Raw genomic sequence first — 20,454 nt, forward strand, 5'->3', positions numbered from 1 at the left:
TACGGAGGTAATGAATCTGTTGCCTCCGTCGTATTGCTACGTTCACTTTAGGTTTTTCACTTCTCTGCGATAGCATTTTCATACCTCCCTCCGCCAGCATTCCCCCCTCTGGCATTTTTTATATCTCAACAAAAAGATAAAGCAGTGAAAAAGCGGATTAACGCGCTGCGTTCCACTACCGCTATCTGTTCCGCACGTTAAAAATTCTGTGACGCTCTCCAGCATTCCTGGTGGAAAGCATTCCATTCCTCAAATCTATGAGCAAACTTTAGCTATTCTTATCAAACATACTTACGGGAGACCCTACAGATGATGTCAACGCTTGCTCCGCCATCTGTACTTTCCGCTCCCCAGCGCCGTTGCCAGGTTCTGCTGACGCTTTTCCTGCCGGGGCAAATCGCGACTACACAAACCTTCAGCAGCCTCAATGGTGTCGATGATGCCACGGTTCAGGAAGATATTATTGGCGCAGGGCTCGAAATCCAGCGCTATCACCGGCTCACGATAGCCACAGCGCAGAATGGTGGCTATGCGATCGAAGGAACCCCGCTAAATCAGCGTCTGTGTCTGTTGCAGTGGCTGCGCCGTGGCCTGCGGATTTGCCCTACTTTTATCGCTCAGCATTTCACGCCCACTTTAAAAATTGCTCTTAAACAACAAGGTATCGCACGTACGCTGTATGACGACACCAATCTGCATGCGCTCATCAATCTGTGCTCCCGGCGCTTACAGAAGCCGTTTGAGTGTCGTGACATCCAGTTCCTGCGCTTGTATTTACAATATTGTCTGCTACAGCACCACGCGGGGATCACCCCGGAGTTTAATCCACTCCAGCAACGGTGGGCGCAATCCTGCGCTGAGTATCCGCTCGCCGAGGAAATTGGCCGCCACTGGCAGCGCCACGTCATGCAAAGTGCGCCGCTGGGCGAATCGCTGTTTATGGCGTTGTTATTCTCAATGATCCGCATCCCCGACCCGATCCGCGATAATCACCAGCAGGATCGCCGCCTGCGCCTTGCTATTGCGCGGCTGGTGCTGCGTTTTCGCGAGTATGGCAACGTGCGCTTCAGCGACGAGCAAGGGCTGAATGACCAGTTGTATATCCACCTGGCCCAGGCACTGAACCGCAGCGTATTTGCCATCGGCATTGATAACACACTACCGGAGGAGTTCAGCCGACTTTATCCCCGGCTGGTTCGAACTACCCGCGAGGCGATTCACGGCTTTGAAGCGGAATACGATGTCCAGTTTTCAGAAGAAGAGATCGGCCTGGTCGCCGTTATTTTCGGCGCCTGGCTGATGCAGGAGAAGGATTTGCACGAAAAGCAGATTATCCTGCTGACCGGTAGTAACGAACAACTTGAAGCGCATATAGAGCAACAGCTGCGCGAACTGACGCTGCTGCCGCTCAACGTAAAGCATATGCCGATGCAGGACTTTCAAAAAGAGGGAGCGCCGCGTGGCGTAACGCTGATTATTACACCGTACACCACGCCGCTACCGCTGTTTTCTCCCCCGCTGATTCATGCGGATCTGGCGCTTACGTCTCACCAGCAGCAGCAGATCCGCAAAATCCTTGAATCATAACGTCGCAGGCTGCGCCACCACTTTCGGGCGCAGAACGATAGCTGGTAGCGCCACCAGCGCCATCACCCAGAATACGCCGCTGCCCAGGTTCTGGTACAGATAGCCGGCGAAAACGGTCATGATGGCGATACTGCCGCCCATCGCCACCGCAGAATATACCGCCTGGAGACGAATCACTTCACTGCCCTGTCGCGCAGCAATGTAACGCATCGCCGCCAGGTGGCAGACGGTAAACGTTCCGCAATGCAGGATTTGCACCACAATCAGCCATGGCAGCTCTGTGCTCCAGCCCATCAGACCCCAACGCGCCACGCCGCAAACGGCGGAAAGCAGCAGAAGATCGCGAGCGCTAAAGCGGCGGAACAGCTTGTGGCTGAGCGCAAAAATAATCACTTCCGCCACCACGCCTAATGACCATAAATAGCCCACCGCCGAAGCGGAATACCCGGCAGACTGCCAGTAAATGGCGCTGAAACCGTAATAAGCTGCATGTGCGCCCTGCAGCAGACTCACGCAGGCCAGAAAACGCCAGCTTTGGGTTATTAGCGCGCGCCAGGCGGGCCATCCCGCGCTCTCCTGCTGACGGTTTTCACCCGCTGGCTGCACGCTCGGGCGAATCATCATGCCCAGCAGCATTGAGGCGGCGCCAAGCGATAACAGGACCAGGATCACCCGATAGTCGAACAGGCTCACCAGTTTGCCGGTCAACGCAGAGCCGATCACAAAGGCCACGGATCCCCACAGTCGCACCCGACCGTAATCCATGGTTATCTGTTTTTGCCAGGTGTTGGCCAGTGCATCGGTCAGCGGCACCAGCGGCGAGAAAAACAGGTTAAAGCCGACCATCACCACCATCAGCCACGCCACGTTGGTCCCCGCCCAGAAGGCCAGCGCAAACACCAACGTCAATAAGGCCAGAATACGTAACGCTGAGATCAGCCGAGAGGGATCGCTCACACGCGGTGCAATCAGCAAGCTACCGAGAAAACGGGCAATCAGCCCCGCGCCCAGCAGTAAACCGATGGTTTCCGGCGTCAGCCCTAACCCTTCGAGCCAGACGCTCCAGAAAGGCAGAAAGATACCGTAGCTAAAGAAGTAGGTGAAATAACCGAGCGCCAGCCAGCGCGTGGAATGCAAAGCCATGAATCCCTCCCGTTTGGAGGCGATAGTCTGGCGACAAACGCAGGCTGGCGCAAGAGAGCATTAACAGGCAGATAACATGATTTTTGCCCTATTCGACGCTAATTTGCATCGCAAAATGGCAGCGTTCTCCCTGCGCTAAAACCTGCAATCCCGGCTTCCCCTGCATGTTGTGGGCATTCACCGGATGCGTTTGCGGCTCCAGGCACAGGAACTCCTCACCCGACATTCTGAACAGCATCAACCACGGAGTTTGCGCTAAAATCGTGACTTTCATCACATCTCGCTGAATAACGGCCCGCCCGCTCCAGCCAGAATATCCGACATTCAGCCAGCTATCCTCACCGTATTGCGCATGCTTGAAATCCGCCACTGCAGGGATATCGCGTTGCCATTCCAGCGGCAGATGCTGTTCCCCCTCCGGCCAGTAACCGCCGGCGGTGAACTGCGCCGTGCTGCGCTTATCAAAGGCGAAAAACGGATGGAACCCACAACCGTAAATCATTGGCTGCTCACCGCAATGGGTGAGCGTCAACGAGGCGTGCAGGCTTGAGGTTTCCAGTTGATAGCAAAGCTGCGCCGTATAGTCGTAGCCGCAGGGGTGCCAACTGCGCAACTGCAGCAAACAGCCGCTTTGGGTAGCGGTAATAATCTGCCAGCGTTGCAGCCAGCCGTCACCGTGCAGGAAGAAAGTATCGTCTGCGCCATGTTGAGGTAAAACCACCTCTTCACCGCGCAGCATAAAACGATTTCCCGCCACCCGATTCGCGACCGGCAGCATCGGGAACAGGCCGCAATCACCAGGCTGCTGACCATGACCTTCGCGTAAAATGGCCTGTTGGTGTTGTAACGAAACCAGGCTTAATAGAGAACCGCCCTGCGGATCGACGCACATCCGCAGATGTGCGTTTTGTAGCGTCAGCAGACCATCCATTAGCGGGCGCTTCGCGGTTGGGTTGATGCACCAACTTTTGTATGCTGCGCCGCCAGCTGTTCTTCCAGCGCTTCCAGCGTCACGCCTTTGGTTTCCGGTACATTACGCAGAACATAGATGAAACCCATCGCGCAAATCACACCGTACAGCAGGAAGCTTCCCGACGCGCCCAGACTCGCATTGAGCAGCGGGAAGGTATAGGTCAGCAGGAAACAAGCAATCCACAGCGCCAGCGTCCCCAGCGACATTGCCAGCCCGCGCACGCGGTTGGGAAAAATTTCTGATAGCAGCACCCAGGTCACCGGCGCCAGCGTCAGAGCATAAATCGCGATTGCCGCCAGCACCAGAACCAGAACCGGCCAGCCCATAATGCCCAACCCGTACGCCCCGGCAATCAGTACGTAGATAACCGTCAATCCTGACGCGCCGAACAGCATCAGTTTACGACGGCCAATTTTGTCCACTAACGGCAGAGCGGCAAGGGTAAAGACCAGATTGATGATCCCTGTCGCCACGATCGATTTTAACGTACCGTTGATGTCGAATCCGGCAGAGGCGAAGATCTCCTGCGCATAGTTGAAAATAACGTTGATCCCACACCACTGCTGGAACACTGCCAGCACCATGCCAATAATCACGATCGGTTTGATCTGCGGTTGTAACAGCGTTGACCACGCGACCTTGTGATTATCTTTTTGCAGCGTATGTTCAATCTCTTTCAGCGTTTGCCCGGCATATTCCGCCGAACCAATGCGCTGCAGCATGGCACGCGCACGATCGGCTTTGCCCGCTTTCACCAGCCAGCGCGGCGATTCAGGTACAAAGAACATCAGCACCAGGAAAATTACCGCAGGCACTAATTCAGCACCAAACATCCAGCGCCAGCCTGTCTGACCGTTCCAGCTTTCAACAATTGCCTGCTGCGTAGCGCCTGTGGCAACAGGTTCGGCAATCATCAGGTTGATAAGCTGCGCCGCCAGCACGCCAATGACGATGGTGAGCTGGTTAACGGCAACAAAGCGACCTCGCTTTTCAGCGGGGCTGACCTCGGCGATATACAGCGGACTTAGCGCAGACGCCAGACCAATCCCCACGCCGCCCACAATGCGATAGACAATAAACATGTCGAAATTGCTGGCGACGGCAGTTCCCCAAGCAGAAGCGCTAAACAGGATAGCTGAGAGAATCAGCGGCATTTTTCGGCCAAATTTATCGGCGCACCAGCCGGAAATCAGTGCGCCAAAGATACAACCAACCAGCGCGGAACTCATCGCCCAGCCGGATTGCGCCGGATCGGTAATCGAGAAATATGCTTCATAGAAGGGTTTTGCCCCGCCGATCACCACCCAGTCATAGCCAAACAGTAAACCTCCGCAGGCCGCAACCAGGCAGATAGTCCAGACATAACCAATCTTTAAATGTGTCTGCGCGTTATTCATTATGATTCCTCTTTCAGGGAAACGCAGGGTACAGTAGGTTTCGGGTGAGGTTATCCCCCACCCGTTTCGGGTATTACTGGAAAAGCCTTACGTTAATGGCGTGACGCAGCAGTAATGCCTTGTCATGTGCCGGATTGAGTTGCAGGAGTTCATCAAGTTCACGCTGACAGGCGGCGCTATTTCCTAGCCCCAGATGCCCGAGCGCATTGATAAACAGGCAGTGTTGCTGGTGTTTTGCTTCTGCTGAGGTATCCAGCACCACCAGGTCGGGTAGCGATACGGCAAAGAAATCAACATCCGGCACGTTGTCGTGATGCGACTCAACCCATTGCAGGAAGCTATTGAACAGAGCGTCCGCCTCTGCATCATCGCCAAGTTTTCTCTGCGCCATACCCTGCCAGAAGAGATAGTCCACTGGCTGGTCGTTGTAGTAACGTCCGGCATCCAGTGAGCTTCCGCCGCGCGTCGCACGGGAGAAGTAGCGCTGAGATTCTTCGAAATGGCCTTGCAGCTGCGCGCAATACCCCAGCAAATACCAGATGTCGTTATCCGTTTGCCCTGGCAAACGGCCTTCCCCGAGGTTTTTCGGATAGTGCAGCGCCTGTTGCAGTTGCGTAATAGCAGTTTGCGGGTCGCCGGACTGCACGGCAGCCAGCGCGCGATGTAATTGATTAAGCAGATATTGCCCGGTGGCTTTACCTTCACCGCCTTCCCACGGATGGAACACCCGCTCACGTAATACTGCGGCGGCATCGTCATAGCGCCCCAACCCATTCCACAAGCTGAGCAGTTCCACCGTCAGATCATCACGCTGGAAAACAATCTCTTTGCTGGCTTCCAGCCGCTGCAGACGCTGTTCAGCCGGTTGTGCCATCAGCTTGTTGAGATAGTCGAGTTCAAACAGGAAGCGGGCATTTTGCGGCTCCAGCGCCACGGCTTGCGACAGATACTGTTTCGCCTGCTGTGCATCGTGCAGTTTGTTCCAGGCGTAAATCCCCAGTAAACGATGCGCCGGAGCGAAATCCGCTTCCTGCACAAGCGTGAACTGCCAGCAGGAAACCGCCTCGGCATAACGCCGTTTGCTGTACCAGAAACAGCCGAGTAAATAGCGGGCAAAAGCGCTTTGCTCAAGAGTTTGCAGCATCTGCACTTCATCCAGCGTATTGGGGAAACGCACGCGGTTTTGCAGACACTCACGAGCACGTTCAATGAAGGATTGTGGATTATCGCTCAGCGAGGCGCGCCACAGCATCGGCAGCGTTTCCTGGCTGTCGAGCAGTTCCAGCACACCACGGGCAGCATCCTTTTGCCCCAAAGAGGTCAGCCAGCCTGCCAGTTCACACGCGTTGGTCCCGCGACGCCCGGTAATCGAGATCAGCGCAAGCGCTGTCGCCTCGTCCTGGCAGATAGCCCAGCGCGCATAGTGCAGGGTATAGCTCAGCGGATAATCCACCAGTTGTTGGCGAATGTAGTCCAGCGCTTGCGCATTGCGATCAAGCTTTGCCAGCGCCAGCGCTTTCAATCCCATCGCCAGGTTATTACTGCCGTTAAAGCGCAGGCTCTGCTCCACCTTTTCCAATGCGCCAGCGTAGTCCTGACGCTTCATCGCCAGACGCGCTAACGACCAGAAAGCCGCATCCCGGCAGTTGCCGCTCCAGCTGGCCTTATAATAATTATCCCACGCGCTGTCATCATCGCCCTGACGTTCCTGTGCGGCGGCCAGCAGCATACTCGCCTCGCCATCACGCGGATTTTTATTGAGCTTATGCGCCCGCTCCAGCGCCTTGCCGGCACATTGTGCCGCCAGCGCCCAGTCCGCGCGGTTTAGCGCCAGCGTCCCCAGGGCCACATTATTGCGGTAGTCCAGCGGATCAACGTCCAGCGCGCGGCGATAATAATCTTCGGCATAGCGGCTGGCATGGTTGTACTGCTCCAGATGCTGACCAATAAAATAGAGTTCATCGGTATTAGAAAGCGCTTCTGGCAGCGCTGGCGCGACGGCCGCCGATGGCAGTGGTAACTCTTGCGCGATGTGCTCTTCGTACTGCAAAAGCGTAGTGCCATCGGCGCCAGTGACAGTCATCGTTACCCGCGCATGATTATCGTCAGACACATCAGCCAGCCAGCTTTGTCCAGGCTCCAGGGTCAGCGTATGCTCATAGAACTGTTGTCCATCGGCAGAAAGCGTAATCTGCACGTCGTGCAGTGGCGCAATCGCATAAACGCCCACAGAAAGCTGGTTACTCTCACGTACCAGACGAAGCGCCAACTGCGTACTGGCGTTTTGCACCACGCCCAGTTCGCTGTAGGGCAGGAAGTTTTGTACGAAGACTTTCTCTTCGTACGGCGCAAGCCAGGTGAAATCCGGCTGGTTGTCGGTAAAGACCCCGGTCATCAGTTCAATATAAGGACCGTTGTCATCGGTAAGGTTACGATCCCAGGCAACGCCAAAGTCGCCATAGCCCCAGGTCCACTGTTTTTTCCCTGGCGAAACGTGGTGGTCAGCCACATGTAGCAGACCGCCTCGCTCACCGTGATGCCATGCGCCAACAAAATCATAATCTGATTTTTCAGCCATGTAGGAGGTCGGTACCGGCACGTTTTTGTAGCGCGAGATATCCACGCCAGCCGAGTAGTCCACTTTATAGTATGTACCGGTGGCGATAGGAAACGCAGAAACATCACGCTTACCGTGGTCAAATACTGCGGTCACATCCGGCGGAAACACGCTCTGGTGATCGTCGCCGCCCTTCACCGCTGGATTCGCCCACCATAAAAAATGGCGTGGCGTAGCGTTACCGTTAAACACCTTCCCGGTTATCTCGATCAGGGCGCGATCCGGATACAGCGTAAATCCGGTCATCACCTGTAAACCGCGCATAGGTTCTACCTCACCCATCCATACGGTATATTCGCCATGCTCACCCTGCTGCTGCGTAAAATCGACTGGCATAAAAGTGGTTGGGCGATGATGCTGCGGCCAGTTAAATTCAATGCCACCAGAGATCCACGGCCCAAGCAAACCAACCAGAGCGGGCTTCACCACTTCGTTGTAGTAGACAAAATCGCGTTGCTGTACTTTGTCATACGCTCGATGAATACGCCCGCCTAACTCCGGCAACAGCATGACGCGAATGAAGTCATTCTCCATCCACACCGCCTGATAGTCGCGCATTTCACGTTTGCCGGTCAGCGTATCAATCACGCCATACGGATACACCGCGCCAGAAGATCCCTGGTAAACCCGCTTTTCCAGAAACATTGGGTTGGCATCTTCTTCACCCGCCGTCCACGTTGGGAGGGTTATCGTTTCTTGCCAGACTTTAACTGAACCGTACATGCCGCTCTCCACTCAATAAGCAAAAGTAAAAATTCAACTTGATGCTATTCTGCGGCAATTAAGTGGCGCTAAAATGCGCAATGCTCACGCAATATAGTTAAGGGAGTTAAGTGAATGCAGCGTTCGGGGTTCAACAACGCCAGGGTTCGTCAGGCGAATAAGCAGATCTTTTTGTCGCACCTGTGGCGGGAAAAGCAGCTCAGCAAGTCACAGCTGGCGCAGCTCACCAGCCTGTCGATCCCGGCGGTCAGCAATATCCTCGAAGAGCTAATGGATGAGGGGAGGATCAGTCATTCGCGAAAAACCTTAAGCCAGCGCGGTTTGAGCAGCGGCAGCTATCATTTGCCAGAAAAAGGCGCATGGACGCTATGTATCAACGTCACCCCTACCAGTATCACCAGCCAACTGGCGGACGCACGGCTGGTTGCCATCGGCGACTGGCGTCATGAAGTCATTAAGCCGGAAACCCCCAAAGCGCTGCTGTCAGCCCTGGCTGCACACTGGCGGGAATACCGTCGACAATTTCCCGAGGTCACGATTAATCTGGCGCTCGGCGTTCACGGCCAGGTTGATCCGATCACCGGCGCATCAAAAACCATGCCCCAGGCCCCGTGGAAAACACCGGTGGAAATAAAATATCTGCTGGAAGAGATGCTTGGCGTACAGGTCCGCCTGGACAATGACTGCGTGATGCTGGCGCTGGCCGAAAAATGGCAAAACCCAGCGGCTAACGGTGATTTTTGCGTGATTAACGTTGATTACGGTATCGGCTCATCGTTTGTGATTAACGACAATATCTGGCGCGGTAGTCTGTATGGCAGCGGCCAGATTGGACACACCATCGTTCATCCCGATGGAATTGCCTGTGACTGCGGTCGCTATGGCTGTCTGGAAACGGTGGCGTCATTGAGCGCGTTGAAAAAACAGGCCCGCGTGTGGATGAAATCGCAGCCGACGTCCCTTTACGATCCGGAAACGCTCACCACCGACCAGCTTATTACTGCCTGGCAGAACGGTGATGTTCGTATTCAGGCCTGGGCCGAGCATGCCGCCAACGCCATTGGGCTTAGTTTATATAACTTTCTGAATATACTGAATATTAATCAGATATGGTTGTACGGTCGTAGCTGTGCTTTTGGCGATAGCTGGCTCAATACCTTGGTGCAGCAAACTGGGTTTAACCCGTTTGATCACGGTGATAACCCGCGCGCCAGAGCGACTCAGATAAGCTTCGGCCAGCTCAATCGTGCCCAGCAACTCATGGGAATTGGCTATCTGTATGTCGAGTCACAGCTCAGCGAGTTGTAACCATTACACCGTCAGACTCACGGCCAAACGTTCATGTACCGTGGCGATAAAATCGGTCAGTGCCGGTTTGAGAGATCCTTTTTTCCACGCCATCAGCAACGCGATGGTTGGGACATCACCAATAATTGGCCGAAAAACCACCTGTCCGGTATTAAAATTATTCATATAACCGGGTATCAAAGTCACCCCCAACCCCATGCCGACCAGGTTCATGGTCACCAGAATGTTGGTTGCCACTTGCACAATGTTAGGCTGGCTTTTTTGCTGCTGAAACCAGTTTTTGACAATCATCGCTAACGCGCCGGAATAGGCCGGATCGGTACTGACAAAATTCACGCCGTGTAGTTGTTCTGCGGAGATTGCCTGCTCATTAGCTAACGGATGATTCACCGGTAACACAACTACCAACGGCTCATGAATCAGCTCCAGATAATCGAGATCCGGGCTGTACACCGGGTGGCGCATTAAGCCAACGTCCAGCTCTCCGCTGAGGATCTTCTCTTCCTGCTCGGTGGTGATCAGACTCACCAGTTCAATGTGCGTATCCGGTTGTTTTAAACGAAACAAAGGCAGCACCTTCGGCAACAGATTGACCTCTGCGGAAGGGACAAAGCCAATGGAGAAATGATTATCTTCCTGCACCGTTCGACGGGCACGAACTTTGGCGTTTTCCGCCTGTTCGAGGATCGCCAGCGCATCCTGTAAAAAGCACTCACCGGCCGCCGTCAGCGCAACTTTTCGTTTATCCCGCACCAGCAACGGAACGCCCACGCAGGTTTCAAGATCGCGGATCTGGCTGCTTAACGACGGCTGAGAGGTATGCAGCTTTTCTGCCGCTCGGGTGAAATTCAGCGCCTGCGCCACTGCTACGAAATAGCGTAAGTGCCTCAGTTCCATGCCCTTCTCCTTGTTATCGAAAAAATGTCTCAACTGGTAGAAATTTACTATTTCACAGATTGATAACTAACCAGCAACATCCTTAAGGTACAAAAAAAGAAGGTCAATACATCTTAGCTTTCAGGATTAAAAAATATGACCACACCCTCAAATTTAGACATCTACCAACTGATCGACACGCAAAACGGTCGCGTAACCCCACGAATTTATACCGACCCTGAAATTTACCAACTGGAGCTGGAACGCATCTTCGGACGCTGCTGGTTATTTCTCGCCCACGAAAGCCAAATCCCCAAACCCGGTGATTTTTTTAACACCTACATGGGCGAGGATGCGGTTGTGGTGGTTCGCCAGAAAGACGGCAGCATCAAAGCGTTTCTCAACCAGTGTCGCCACCGCGCGATGCGCGTCAGCTACGCCGACTGCGGCAATACCCGCGCCTTCACCTGTCCGTATCACGGCTGGTCGTACGGCATTAACGGCGAGCTGATCGACGTGCCGCTGGAGCCGCGCGCTTATCCGCAAGGTTTATGCAAATCGCATTGGGGACTGAATGAAGTGCCTGGCGTAGAGAGCTACAAGGGACTGATTTTCGGCAACTGGGATACCTCCGCACCAACGCTTCGCGATTATCTCGGTGACATCGCCTGGTATCTCGACGGCGTGCTCGACCGCCGTGAAGGCGGCACCGAAATCGTCGGTGGCGTACAAAAGTGGACCATCGATTGTAACTGGAAATTCCCCGCCGAACAGTTTGCCAGCGACCAGTATCACGCGCTGTTCAGTCATGCCTCTGCGGTGCAGGTGCTGGGGGCGAAAGACGACGGTAGCGATAAGCGCCTCGGCGATGGTCAGACCGCCCGCCCGGTGTGGGAAACCGCCAAAGACGCACTACAGTTCGGTCAGGATGGGCACGGCAGCGGATTTTTCTTTACTGAAAATCCCGATGCCAACGTCTGGGTCGACGGTGAGGTCTCCAGCTACTACCGCGACACCTACGCGGAAGCCGAGCAGCGTCTGGGTAAAGTTCGCGCCCTGCGTCTGGCCGGTCACAACAACATTTTCCCAACGCTTTCCTGGCTCAACGGTACCGCCACGCTGCGCGTCTGGCACCCGCGTGGGCCGGATCAGGTTGAGGTGTGGGCGTTCTGTATTACCGATAAAGCCGCCTCTGATGAAGTGAAAGCCGCGTTTGAAAACAGCGCCACGCGGGCTTTTGGCCCCGCCGGGTTCCTGGAGCAGGACGACTCGGAAAACTGGTGTGAAATTCAAAAACTGCTGAAAGGTCATCGCGCACGCAACACGAAATTGTGTCTGGAAATGGGGCTTGGCCAGGAGAAACGTCGTGAAGACGGCATTCCGGGGATCACCAACTACATCTTTTCTGAAACCGCCGCGCGTGGCATGTACCAACGCTGGGCCGATTTGCTCAGCAGCGAAAGCTGGCAGGAAGTGCACGAGAAAACCGCCGCCTACCAGCAGGAGGTGATGAAATGAGCACTTTAGTTTTTCTCGAACTGCATCATCGCATCAGCCAGTTTCTGTATGAAGAAGCGCGTATGCTCGACGACTGGCAGTTTCGCGACTGGCTGGCGCAGCTGGATGACGACATTCGCTACACCATGCGTACCACGGTCAACGCCCAGACGCGCGACCGCCGCAAAGGCGTGCAGCCACCAACCACCTGGATTTTCAACGACAACAAAGACCAGCTTGAGCGCCGCATCGCGCGGCTGGAAACCGGCATGGCCTGGGCGGAAGAACCGCCGTCGCGTACCCGTCATCTGATTAGTAACTTACAAATCAGCGAAACCGATGTGCCCGACGTGTTCGCCGTGCGCCTCAACTATCTGTTGTATCGCGCGCAAAAAGAGCGGGACGAGACGTTTTACGTCGGCACGCGCGTGGACAAAGTCCGTCGTTTGCCCGGCGATGAGTGGCGCTTACTGGCGCGTGAGATCGTGCTGGATCAAGCGGTGATCACCTCCCATAACCTGAGTGTACTGTTCTGATGAGCCGTGTATTTGCCTGCCCTGTAGGGGATTTGCCGGAGGGTGAAGCGCTCCGGCTTGATACCTCGCCCGTCATCGCGCTGTTCAATGTTGGCGGCGAGTTCTATGCCATTAACGATCGCTGTAGCCACGGTAACGCCTCGATGTCGGAAGGTTATCTGGAAGAAGACGCTACGGTGGAATGCCCACTGCATGCCGCCAGCTTCTGCCTGAAAACCGGCAAGGCGTTGTGTTTACCCGCCACCGATCCGCTAACCACCTACGCAGTATATGTGGACGGTAGCGATGTGTTTGTTGATATTCCGGAGGACGCCAGATGAGCGATTTACGCGATAACGTGGTCTTTATCACTGGCGGCGGCTCCGGCCTTGGCCTGGCGCTGGTCGAGCGTTTCATCGAAGAAGGTGCGCGGGTCGCCACGCTGGAACTGTCGCCAGCTAAAGTTGCCAGTCTGCGTCAGCGCTTTGGCGAACATGTACTGGCAATCGAAGGCAACGTCACCTGCTACGCCGACTATCAGCGCGCGGTGGATCAAATCCTGATGAATTACGGTACGTTGGACTGTTTTATCGGTAATGCGGGCATATGGGATCACAACGCCTCGCTGGTCAATACGCCTGCAGACGCACTGGAGAGCGGCTTTCATGAGCTGTTTAACGTCAACGTGCTGGGTTATCTGCTGGGGGCGAAAGCCTGTGCCCCCGCACTTATCGCCAGCGAAGGCAGCATCATCTTTACCCTGTCCAATGCGTCGTGGTATCCCGGCGGCGGCGGGCCGTTGTATACCGCCTCTAAACATGCAGCTACCGGGCTGATTCGCCAGTTGGCCTACGAGCTGGCGCCAAAGGTACGTGTTAACGGTGTCGGTCCGTGCGGTATGGCGACAGATCTACGCGGCCCGCAGGCGTTGGGACAAAACGATACATCGATTATGCAGTCGCTGACGCCAGAAAAAATCGCCGCTATTTTGCCGCTACAGTTCTTCCCTGAACCTGCGGATTTTACCGGCCCGTATGTGATGCTGGCGTCAAAACGCAACAACCGCACATTAAGTGGCGTAATGATCAATGCCGACGCCGGTCTGGGTATTCGCGGTATTCGTCACGTTGCCGCCGGACTGGATCTCTGAGGAGGCGTTATGAACCAAAAAACTATCGCTATCGTCGGCGGCGGCCAGGCTGCTGCTATGGCTGCTGCCGCACTGCGCCAGCAGGGATTTAACGGCGAATTACACCTGTTTTCCGATGAACAGCATCAGCCCTATGAACGTCCACCGCTCTCCAAAGCGATGCTGCTGGACGACAATCCGCAACTTCAGCCGATACTCCCCGCTGACTGGTGGCGGGAACACAACGTACAGCTGCATCTGGGTGTTACTGTACAGACGCTCGGCCGCCAAACGCATCAGTTGGTGCTGGCTGATGGGCAGAGTTATCCATGGGATCGGTTACTGATTGCGACGGGCGCTGCGGCACGCCCCCTTCCGCTGTTGGATAAGCTGGGCGATCGATGCTTTACTCTGCGTCATGCCGCTGATGCCGAGCGCCTGCGCGACACTTTGTTGCCGGGTAAGTCGATTGTCATTGTCGGTGCGGGCACCATTGGTCTGGAACTGGCGGCCAGCGCGACTCAACGAGGCTGTCAGGTGACAGTGGTGGAGCTGGCACCAACGGTCATGGGCCGTAACGCGCCTGCTCCGGTGCGCGACTACCTGCTTGCCCGCCACCAGCAGGCGAGCGTGCGGGTGTTACTCAACAGCGCCATTGAACACGCCGAAGCGGGAGAGTTTCTCTCGCTGACGCTGCAAAACGGCGAGACGCTGCTGGCCGATGCGATGGTTTACGGCATCGGTATCGTGGCCAATGATGCGCTGGCCCGCGAAGCGGGGCTGGAGACGGCGAACGGCATTATCGTTGATAGCGCCTGCACCACCTCCGATCCGGACATTTTCGCCGCCGGTGACGTAGCGCTCACTCGCCAACCGGACGGTTCACTGCGCCGGGTAGAAAGCTGGGAAAATGCTAACTTCCAGGCGCAGATTGCTGCCGCCGCAATGCTAAATCTGCCGTTGCCGGAGAAGACACCTGGCTGGTTCTGGACCGACCAATTTAATGACAACCTACAATTTGTTGGCGAAATGCAGGGAGAAAGCTGGTTCATACGCGGCAATTCAGATGCGCATAAAGCAATATGGTTTAACCTTCAGGATGGCGTGATTGTCGGCGCAGTAACGTTGAATCAGGGCCGAGAAATACGTTTATTGAGAAAATGGATTCAGGCAAAGAAAAAGCCACCAATGGCGGCTTTAGTCGATGAAACAATCTTGCTTAAGTCAATATAACTGCCGGATGGCACTTCTTTTATCCGGCCTACATGTGAGTTACCTGTAGGCCGGATAAGGTGTTTACACCGCCATCCAGCAATCAGTATGGCTTACGCGTAAACCGGGAAGCGTGCGCAGATATCCAGAACTTTACCTTTGACGCGCTCGATTACAGCTTCGTCATTGATGTTGTCCAGCACGTCACACATCCAGCCAGCCAGCTCTTTCGCTTCCGCTTCCTTGAAGCCACGGCGAGTGATTGCCGGAGAACCGATACGGATACCGGAAGTCACAAACGGGCTCTTCGGATCGTTCGGTACGCTGTTTTTGTTAACGGTGATGTTAGCGCGGCCCAGCGCGGCATCAGCTTCTTTACCGGTCAGGTTTTTATCAACCAGATCCAGCAGGAACAGGTGGTTTTCAGTACCGCCAGAAACCACTTTGTAGCCACGGTTCAGGAACACTTCCACCATCGCTTTGGCGTTTTTAGCAACCTGCTGCTGGTAAACCTTGAACTCAGGCTCCATCGCTTCTTTCAGCGCCACGGCTTTCGCTGCGATCACGTGCATCAGCGGGCCGCCCTGCGCGCTTGGGAACACAGCAGAGTTCAGTTTTTTGTACAGCTCTTCGTCACCGCCTTTCGCCAGGATCAGGCCACCGCGTGGACCCGCCAGGGTTTTGTGGGTGGTGGTGGTCACAACGTGTGCATGTGGAACCGGGTTCGGATAAACACCAGCGGCAATCAGACCCGCAACGTGCGCCATATCGACGAACAGGTATGCACCGATGCTGTCAGCGATTTCACGCATTTTTGCCCAGTCAACAACGCCGGAGTAAGCAGAGAAGCCACCGATGATCATCTTCGGTTTGTGCTCTTTGGCCTGCTTCGCCATGTCTTCGTAGTCAATTTTGCCGGACTCATCAATACCGTAAGGGATGATGTTGTACAGTTTGCCGGAGAAGTTAACCGGGGAGCCGTGAGTCAGGTGGCCGCCTTGTGCCAGGTTCATACCCAGAACGGTATCGCCCGGTTGCAGCAGAGCGGTGTAAACAGCGAAGTTAGCCTGAGAACCAGAGTGCGGCTGTACGTTAGCGTAGTCAGCGCCAAACAGCTCTTTTGCACGATCGATAGCCAGTTGCTCAACGATATCAACGTACTCGCAACCGCCGTAGTAGCGTTTGCCCGGATAACCTTCAGCATATTTGTTGGTCAGCTGAGAACCCTGCGCCTGCATAACACGCGGGCTGGTGTAGTTTTCGGAGGCGATCAGTTCGATGTGCTCTTCCTGACGTACTTTTTCCTGCTCCATAGCCTGCCACAGTTCGGCATCATAATCGGCAATGTTCATTTCACGCTTTAACATCCGCATCTCCTGACTCAGCTAACAATAGAATTTCGGCCTAAAAAGGCAGTCCCGTTGGACGACGGCCAACAGTATAACCGAATCATTCTTCGATAACAGGTCTTGACAAAGGATTTTACGCAAACGATTACCTTCACGGCACGCAAGGCTTTGGAGAACAAAGGTCTGCTGAATTTCAACGGATTTCTTTTCAGGTTTGTGATGCAGATTTTTCACGATGTAACCTTTACAACGCAAAGTTACAAAGAACCATTTACAATGCAGGGGTATTTTTTATAAGATGCATTTGACATACATCATTAAAGTCTCAGATAAAGGAAGACCGTATGCTTGACGCACAAACCATCGCTACAGTGAAAGCCACCATTCCCCTGCTGGTTGAAACAGGTCCGAAGCTGACCGCACATTTCTATGATCGCATGTTTACGCATAACCCAGAGCTGAAAGAAATTTTCAACATGAGTAACCAGCGTAATGGCGATCAGCGCGAGGCTCTGTTTAACGCGATTGCCGCGTATGCCAGCAATATCGAAAACCTGGCGGCGCTGTTGCCAGCGGTTGAGAAAATCGCGCAAAAGCATACCAGTTTCCAGATTAAACCAGAGCAGTACAACATCGTGGGTGGTCATTTGCTGGCAACGCTGGACGAAATGTTCAGCCCAGGCCAGGAAGTTCTGGATGCGTGGGGTAAAGCGTATGGCGTACTGGCGAACGTTTTCATCAACCGTGAAGCGCAAATCTATAGCGAAAATGCCAATAAAAATGGCGGCTGGGAAGGTACCCGTCCTTTCCGCATCGTGGCAAAAACCCCACGCAGTGCACTGATCACCAGCTTTGAGTTTGAACCTGTCGATGGTGGCGCAGTAGCTGAATATCATCCGGGACAATACCTGGGCGTCTGGCTGAAGCCGGAAGGTTTCCCGCATCAGGAAATTCGTCAGTACTCACTGACCCGTAAGCCTGATGGCAAAGGCTATCGTATTGCCGTTAAGCGTGAAGACGGTGGTCAGGTTTCCACCTGGCTGCACAACCATGCGAATGTTGGCGACGTTGTTCACCTGGCCGCACCTGCGGGCGATTTCTTTATGGACGTCGCGACCGACACCCCGGTATCTCTGATCTCCGCGGGCGTGGGACAAACCCCAATGCTGGCGATGCTGGACACGTTGGCGAAAGCGAAGCATACGGCGCAGGTTAACTGGTTCCACGCGGCAGAAAATGGCGATGTACATGCCTTCGCTGATGAAGTAAATGAACTCGGCAAAACGCTGCCACGCTTTAGTGCGCACACCTGGTATCGTGAGCCAACCGAAGCCGATCGCGCGAAAGGTGCGTTTGATAGCGTAGGTCTGATGGATTTGAACAAGCTGGAAAGCGCAATCAGCGATCCGGCGATGCAGTTTTATCTGTGCGGTCCGGTTGGTTTCATGCAGTTCGCCGCGAAGCAGCTGGTCGGCCTGGGCGTGAAAAACGAGAACATTCATTACGAATGCTTCGGTCCGCATAAAGTCTTGTAATGTATTACGCGAGTAGGCCGGATAAGGCGTTTACGCCGCCATCCGGCAATCACTCGGCCTGATGCGCTACGCTTGTCAGGCCGACAAATTAACGGCGCGGCTTAGATTGCCGCGTCGTCTTCTTCACCGGTACGAATACGAATAACGCGAGCCACGTCGAAGACAAAAATCTTACCGTCGCCGATCTTGCCGGTCTGGGCAGTACGGATAATGGTGTCGACGCAGGTATCGACGATGTCGTCGGTAACCACAATTTCAATTTTTACCTTCGGCAGAAAATCCACCATATATTCCGCGCCACGGTACAGCTCGGTATGGCCTTTCTGACGGCCAAAGCCTTTCACTTCCGTTACCGTCATCCCGGTGATACCGACTTCTGCCAGCGCTTCGCGGACGTCGTCCAGCTTGAAGGGTTTAATAATCGCATCAATCTTTTTCATGCTATTCCTTGAAAAGGTCGCCTGTCTTTTGATCGAATAAAGCTAACATAATCCGCAGATTTATTCTTTGAAATCGTTTGCATCCAGCTCGTGTCGAGAAAGCAACTTATAGAATTCGGTGCGATTGCGCCCCGCCATTCTTGCCGCGTGAGTCACATTGCCCTTGGTGATTTGCAGCAGCTTACGCAGATAGTTGAGCTCAAACTGGTTACGCGCCTCAACAAATGTCGGCAGCGCGGTGTTTTCCCCTTCCAGCGCCTGCTCCACCAGCGCGTCGCTGATCACTGGCGAAGAGGTCAACGCCACGCACTGCTCAATTACGTTAACCAGTTGACGCACGTTGCCCGGCCAGCTGGCGGTCATTAACCGCTTCATGGCATCGGTTGAAAAGGCGCGTACGAACGGTTTGTGCCGTTCAGCAGACTGGCGCAGCAGATGGTTCGCCAGCAGAGGAATATCTTCCGTACGCTCGGCCAGCGCAGGGATCTTCAGGCTCACCACGTTGAGGCGATAGTACAAATCCTCGCGAAATTCGCCCCGAGCCATCGCTTTGGGTAAATCGCGGTGGGTCGCAGAAACGATCCGCACATCAATGTCGATATCGCGGTTACTGCCCAACGGTCTGACTTTTCGTTCCTGCAATACGCGCAGCAGTTTCACCTGTAACGGCGCAGGCATATCGCCAATCTCATCGAGAAAAAGCGTGCCGCCTTCCGCGGCCTGAAACAGCCCTTCACGATTACTCACCGCGCCGGTAAAAGCGCCACGCGCATGACCAAACAGTTCCGACTCCAGCAGTTGTTCCGGCAGCGCGCCACAGTTAATGGCAATAAAGGGCTTGTGGTTGCGCGGGCTGGCGTTGTGAATAGCCTGGGCGAAAACTTCTTTCCCGGTTCCGCTTTGGCCGTTGATCAAGACACTAACATCCGATTGCGCCACCATTCGCGCCTGTTCCAGCAGACGTAGCATCAGCGGGCTGCGGGTGACTATGGACTCACGCCAACTGTCATCAGTAGCAGGCGCAGACTGTTCCAGCGCCCCGTCAATCGCGTGATATAACGCATCCTTGTCGACTGGCTTAGTGAGAAAACTGAAGACCCCTTGCTGGGTCGCCGCAACGGCATCCGGGATGGAGCCGTGAGCGGTCAGGATAATCACCGGCATGCCCGGCTGCACTTTCTGGATTTCAGTAAACAGCTGCATGCCGTCCATTTCATCCATGCGCAGATCGCTGATAACCAGATCCACTTTTTCACGGTTCAGTACCCGTAACCCTTCCTGCCCACTTTCCGCGGTCACGACGCTGTAGCCTTCGCTGGTTAGTCGCATTCCAAGTAATTTCAACAGGCCCGGATCGTCATCCACCAACAGCAGATGCGCGGGCTTACGGCTTATCATGGCGTAACCTCATCGGCAGACGGCGCTGCGCCTTCTTCGTTATCAGGCGTAGTGAGTTTATCGTTCCCGTGCGGCGCATCAGGATTGTAGTTACCGGCAGGTTTGCGCGTTGAAAGCTGGCGCTCAATATCGGTCAGATTCTCCAGCTTGCGGGTCGTGAGATCGAGCTGGGACTGCAAATGCTGTTGCTGTTGCCGCAGCGTATCGAGATCGCTGTCTGACGACTGCTGGAGCTTACTGTAGCGCAGGCGCTCTTCGGCAAGCTGTAACTGCAACATTTGATTACGGAACCAGGCCTGATAAAGCGGTCGAACCTGACTCGGAATTTGTGGGCTTAACGCGTCGAGACGCGTAACTGCCTCTCGCCGTTCAGGCGGGGTAATGCGGGCGTTATCAAGCAGGATCCCGCGTTTGAAAGCGCTCTGCCAGGTATCCGTGAGCTGAGCACTGGCTTCACTGCGCGCCTGTACCGGCATCATGCGATCGGCACAGTCCATCGCCCGCAGCCAGTACAGCGGGTTGGTTTCTGTGGACTGGCCAGACAGCGACCAGATATCCGTACAGTCGGTTGCAAGGTAGTCCGCCAGTTGATTAGGCGGAATTTTCTCCTGCGAAGGATCGCCGATAATATGATTCACCGCGTTAGGGACGCAACCAACCAGTGCCAGGCACGGCAGGCTTGCGAGGATGACGCGATGAAGAAAATGTCGTTTAAGCATTCGGGCAACAACGTATGGCATACTCACCAGACTTAG

The 20,454-nt window shown here is 54.7% G+C and carries 17 protein-coding genes; 8 read left to right on the forward strand and 9 right to left on the reverse strand.

What is annotated here, in order from left to right; genetic code table 11:
• Positions 1–309 precede the first annotated feature (309 nt).
• Positions 310–1,587: a stationary phase inducible protein CsiE gene (gene csiE / locus SK34_RS05415; protein WP_003037652.1), complete on the forward strand. Its 1,278-nt coding sequence runs from the start codon at positions 310–312 to the stop codon at positions 1,585–1,587.
• Here the strand turns inward: csiE and SK34_RS05420 are convergent.
• The 4 genes from SK34_RS05420 to SK34_RS05435 form a co-directional block, all read right to left on the reverse strand.
• The gene (locus SK34_RS05420) at positions 1,582–2,730 is read right to left on the reverse strand and encodes a 3-phenylpropionate MFS transporter (RefSeq protein WP_003037650.1); all 1,149 of its coding nucleotides are present in this window, start codon (positions 2,728–2,730) and stop codon (positions 1,582–1,584) included. The genes csiE and SK34_RS05420 overlap by 6 nt on opposite strands.
• Positions 2,731–2,818: 88 nt before the next feature.
• Complete coding sequence (locus tag SK34_RS05425) at positions 2,819–3,661, reverse strand: aldose 1-epimerase (protein WP_048232551.1); 843 nt, start codon at positions 3,659–3,661, stop codon at positions 2,819–2,821.
• Positions 3,661–5,100, reverse strand: a complete 1,440-nt coding sequence (locus SK34_RS05430; protein ID WP_003838420.1) for a sugar porter family MFS transporter — start codon at positions 5,098–5,100, stop codon at positions 3,661–3,663. Before SK34_RS05430 ends, SK34_RS05425 begins: the two co-directional genes overlap by 1 nt.
• Before the next feature lie 73 nt (positions 5,101–5,173).
• The gene (locus tag SK34_RS05435; RefSeq protein ID WP_048232554.1) at positions 5,174–8,440 is read right to left on the reverse strand and encodes a DUF5107 domain-containing protein; all 3,267 of its coding nucleotides are present in this window, start codon (positions 8,438–8,440) and stop codon (positions 5,174–5,176) included.
• A 114-nt stretch (positions 8,441–8,554) separates the two neighbouring features.
• Between SK34_RS05435 and SK34_RS05440 the strand changes: the two genes are divergently transcribed.
• Positions 8,555–9,748, forward strand: coding sequence for an ROK family transcriptional regulator (locus SK34_RS05440; RefSeq protein ID WP_003847091.1), 1,194 nt, complete (start codon positions 8,555–8,557; stop codon positions 9,746–9,748).
• A 3-nt stretch (positions 9,749–9,751) separates the two neighbouring features.
• Here the strand turns inward: SK34_RS05440 and hcaR are convergent, their stop codons facing one another.
• Positions 9,752–10,645, reverse strand: a complete 894-nt coding sequence (hcaR, locus tag SK34_RS05445) for a DNA-binding transcriptional regulator HcaR (protein ID WP_044701979.1) — start codon at positions 10,643–10,645, stop codon at positions 9,752–9,754.
• Between the two features lie 135 nt (positions 10,646–10,780).
• Between hcaR and hcaE the strand changes: the two genes are divergently transcribed.
• From hcaE to hcaD, 5 genes are read left to right on the forward strand one after another with little or no spacing between them, the layout of a single operon-like run.
• Positions 10,781–12,142, forward strand: a complete 1,362-nt coding sequence (gene hcaE / locus SK34_RS05450; protein ID WP_003838413.1) for a 3-phenylpropionate/cinnamic acid dioxygenase subunit alpha — start codon at positions 10,781–10,783, stop codon at positions 12,140–12,142.
• A complete protein-coding gene (gene hcaF / locus SK34_RS05455; RefSeq protein ID WP_048232558.1) occupies positions 12,139–12,657 on the forward strand; it encodes a 3-phenylpropionate/cinnamic acid dioxygenase subunit beta in 519 nt (172 codons plus the stop codon). Before hcaE ends, hcaF begins: the two co-directional genes overlap by 4 nt.
• Complete coding sequence (gene hcaC / locus SK34_RS05460) at positions 12,657–12,977, forward strand: 3-phenylpropionate/cinnamic acid dioxygenase ferredoxin subunit (RefSeq protein ID WP_003838408.1); 321 nt, start codon at positions 12,657–12,659, stop codon at positions 12,975–12,977. The genes hcaF and hcaC overlap by 1 nt, the downstream gene beginning before the upstream one ends.
• Positions 12,974–13,786 (forward strand): 3-phenylpropionate-dihydrodiol/cinnamic acid-dihydrodiol dehydrogenase, encoded by an 813-nt coding sequence (gene hcaB / locus SK34_RS05465; RefSeq protein ID WP_003037631.1) that lies wholly within the window; start codon positions 12,974–12,976, stop codon positions 13,784–13,786. The genes hcaC and hcaB overlap by 4 nt, the downstream gene beginning before the upstream one ends.
• Positions 13,787–13,795: 9 nt before the next feature.
• Entirely contained in the window at positions 13,796–14,998 is a 1,203-nt protein-coding gene (hcaD, locus tag SK34_RS05470) for a phenylpropionate dioxygenase ferredoxin reductase subunit (protein ID WP_048232559.1), read from the forward strand.
• A 92-nt stretch (positions 14,999–15,090) separates the two neighbouring features.
• Here hcaD and glyA read toward each other — a convergent pair whose 3' ends face one another.
• Positions 15,091–16,344 carry a serine hydroxymethyltransferase gene (gene glyA / locus SK34_RS05475; protein ID WP_003037627.1) on the reverse strand — a complete coding sequence of 418 codons (1,254 nt, stop codon included), beginning with the start codon at positions 16,342–16,344 and terminating at the stop codon, positions 15,091–15,093.
• A 326-nt stretch (positions 16,345–16,670) separates the two neighbouring features.
• On the opposite strand from glyA, the gene hmpA reads away from it, so the two are divergent.
• Positions 16,671–17,861 carry an NO-inducible flavohemoprotein gene (hmpA, locus tag SK34_RS05480; protein WP_003037624.1) on the forward strand — a complete coding sequence of 397 codons (1,191 nt, stop codon included), beginning with the start codon at positions 16,671–16,673 and terminating at the stop codon, positions 17,859–17,861.
• A gap of 101 nt (positions 17,862–17,962) precedes the next feature.
• Here hmpA and glnB read toward each other — a convergent pair whose 3' ends face one another.
• From glnB to qseG, 3 genes are read right to left on the reverse strand one after another with little or no spacing between them, the layout of a single operon-like run.
• Entirely contained in the window at positions 17,963–18,301 is a 339-nt protein-coding gene (gene glnB / locus SK34_RS05485) for a nitrogen regulatory protein P-II (protein WP_002914032.1), read from the reverse strand.
• Positions 18,302–18,361: 60 nt separating this feature from the next.
• Complete coding sequence (glrR, locus tag SK34_RS05490; protein ID WP_305764162.1) at positions 18,362–19,696, reverse strand: two-component system response regulator GlrR; 1,335 nt, start codon at positions 19,694–19,696, stop codon at positions 18,362–18,364.
• Positions 19,696–20,439 (reverse strand): two-component system QseEF-associated lipoprotein QseG, encoded by a 744-nt coding sequence (gene qseG, locus SK34_RS05495; protein WP_003847079.1) that lies wholly within the window; start codon positions 20,437–20,439, stop codon positions 19,696–19,698. Before qseG ends, glrR begins: the two co-directional genes overlap by 1 nt.
• Positions 20,440–20,454 lie beyond the last annotated feature (15 nt).

The organism is Citrobacter sp. MGH104 (assembly GCF_001034485.1).
GTDB classification, from domain to species: Bacteria; Pseudomonadota; Gammaproteobacteria; order Enterobacterales; family Enterobacteriaceae; genus Citrobacter; species Citrobacter freundii.

Coding starts and splice junctions, on each gene's coding strand:
- csiE (WP_003037652.1), top strand. CDS start 310: ATGATGTCAACGCTTGCTCCGCCATCTGTACTTTCCGCTCCCCAGCGC.
- SK34_RS05420 (WP_003037650.1), bottom strand. CDS start 2,730: ATGGCTTTGCATTCCACGCGCTGGCTGGCGCTCGGTTATTTCACCTAC.
- SK34_RS05425 (WP_048232551.1), bottom strand. CDS start 3,661: ATGGATGGTCTGCTGACGCTACAAAACGCACATCTGCGGATGTGCGTC.
- SK34_RS05430 (WP_003838420.1), bottom strand. CDS start 5,100: ATGAATAACGCGCAGACACATTTAAAGATTGGTTATGTCTGGACTATC.
- SK34_RS05435 (WP_048232554.1), bottom strand. CDS start 8,440: ATGTACGGTTCAGTTAAAGTCTGGCAAGAAACGATAACCCTCCCAACG.
- SK34_RS05440 (WP_003847091.1), top strand. CDS start 8,555: ATGCAGCGTTCGGGGTTCAACAACGCCAGGGTTCGTCAGGCGAATAAG.
- hcaR (WP_044701979.1), bottom strand. CDS start 10,645: ATGGAACTGAGGCACTTACGCTATTTCGTAGCAGTGGCGCAGGCGCTG.
- hcaE (WP_003838413.1), top strand. CDS start 10,781: ATGACCACACCCTCAAATTTAGACATCTACCAACTGATCGACACGCAA.
- hcaF (WP_048232558.1), top strand. CDS start 12,139: ATGAGCACTTTAGTTTTTCTCGAACTGCATCATCGCATCAGCCAGTTT.
- hcaC (WP_003838408.1), top strand. CDS start 12,657: ATGAGCCGTGTATTTGCCTGCCCTGTAGGGGATTTGCCGGAGGGTGAA.
- hcaB (WP_003037631.1), top strand. CDS start 12,974: ATGAGCGATTTACGCGATAACGTGGTCTTTATCACTGGCGGCGGCTCC.
- hcaD (WP_048232559.1), top strand. CDS start 13,796: ATGAACCAAAAAACTATCGCTATCGTCGGCGGCGGCCAGGCTGCTGCT.
- glyA (WP_003037627.1), bottom strand. CDS start 16,344: ATGTTAAAGCGTGAAATGAACATTGCCGATTATGATGCCGAACTGTGG.
- hmpA (WP_003037624.1), top strand. CDS start 16,671: ATGCTTGACGCACAAACCATCGCTACAGTGAAAGCCACCATTCCCCTG.
- glnB (WP_002914032.1), bottom strand. CDS start 18,301: ATGAAAAAGATTGATGCGATTATTAAACCCTTCAAGCTGGACGACGTC.
- qseG (WP_003847079.1), bottom strand. CDS start 20,439: ATGCCATACGTTGTTGCCCGAATGCTTAAACGACATTTTCTTCATCGC.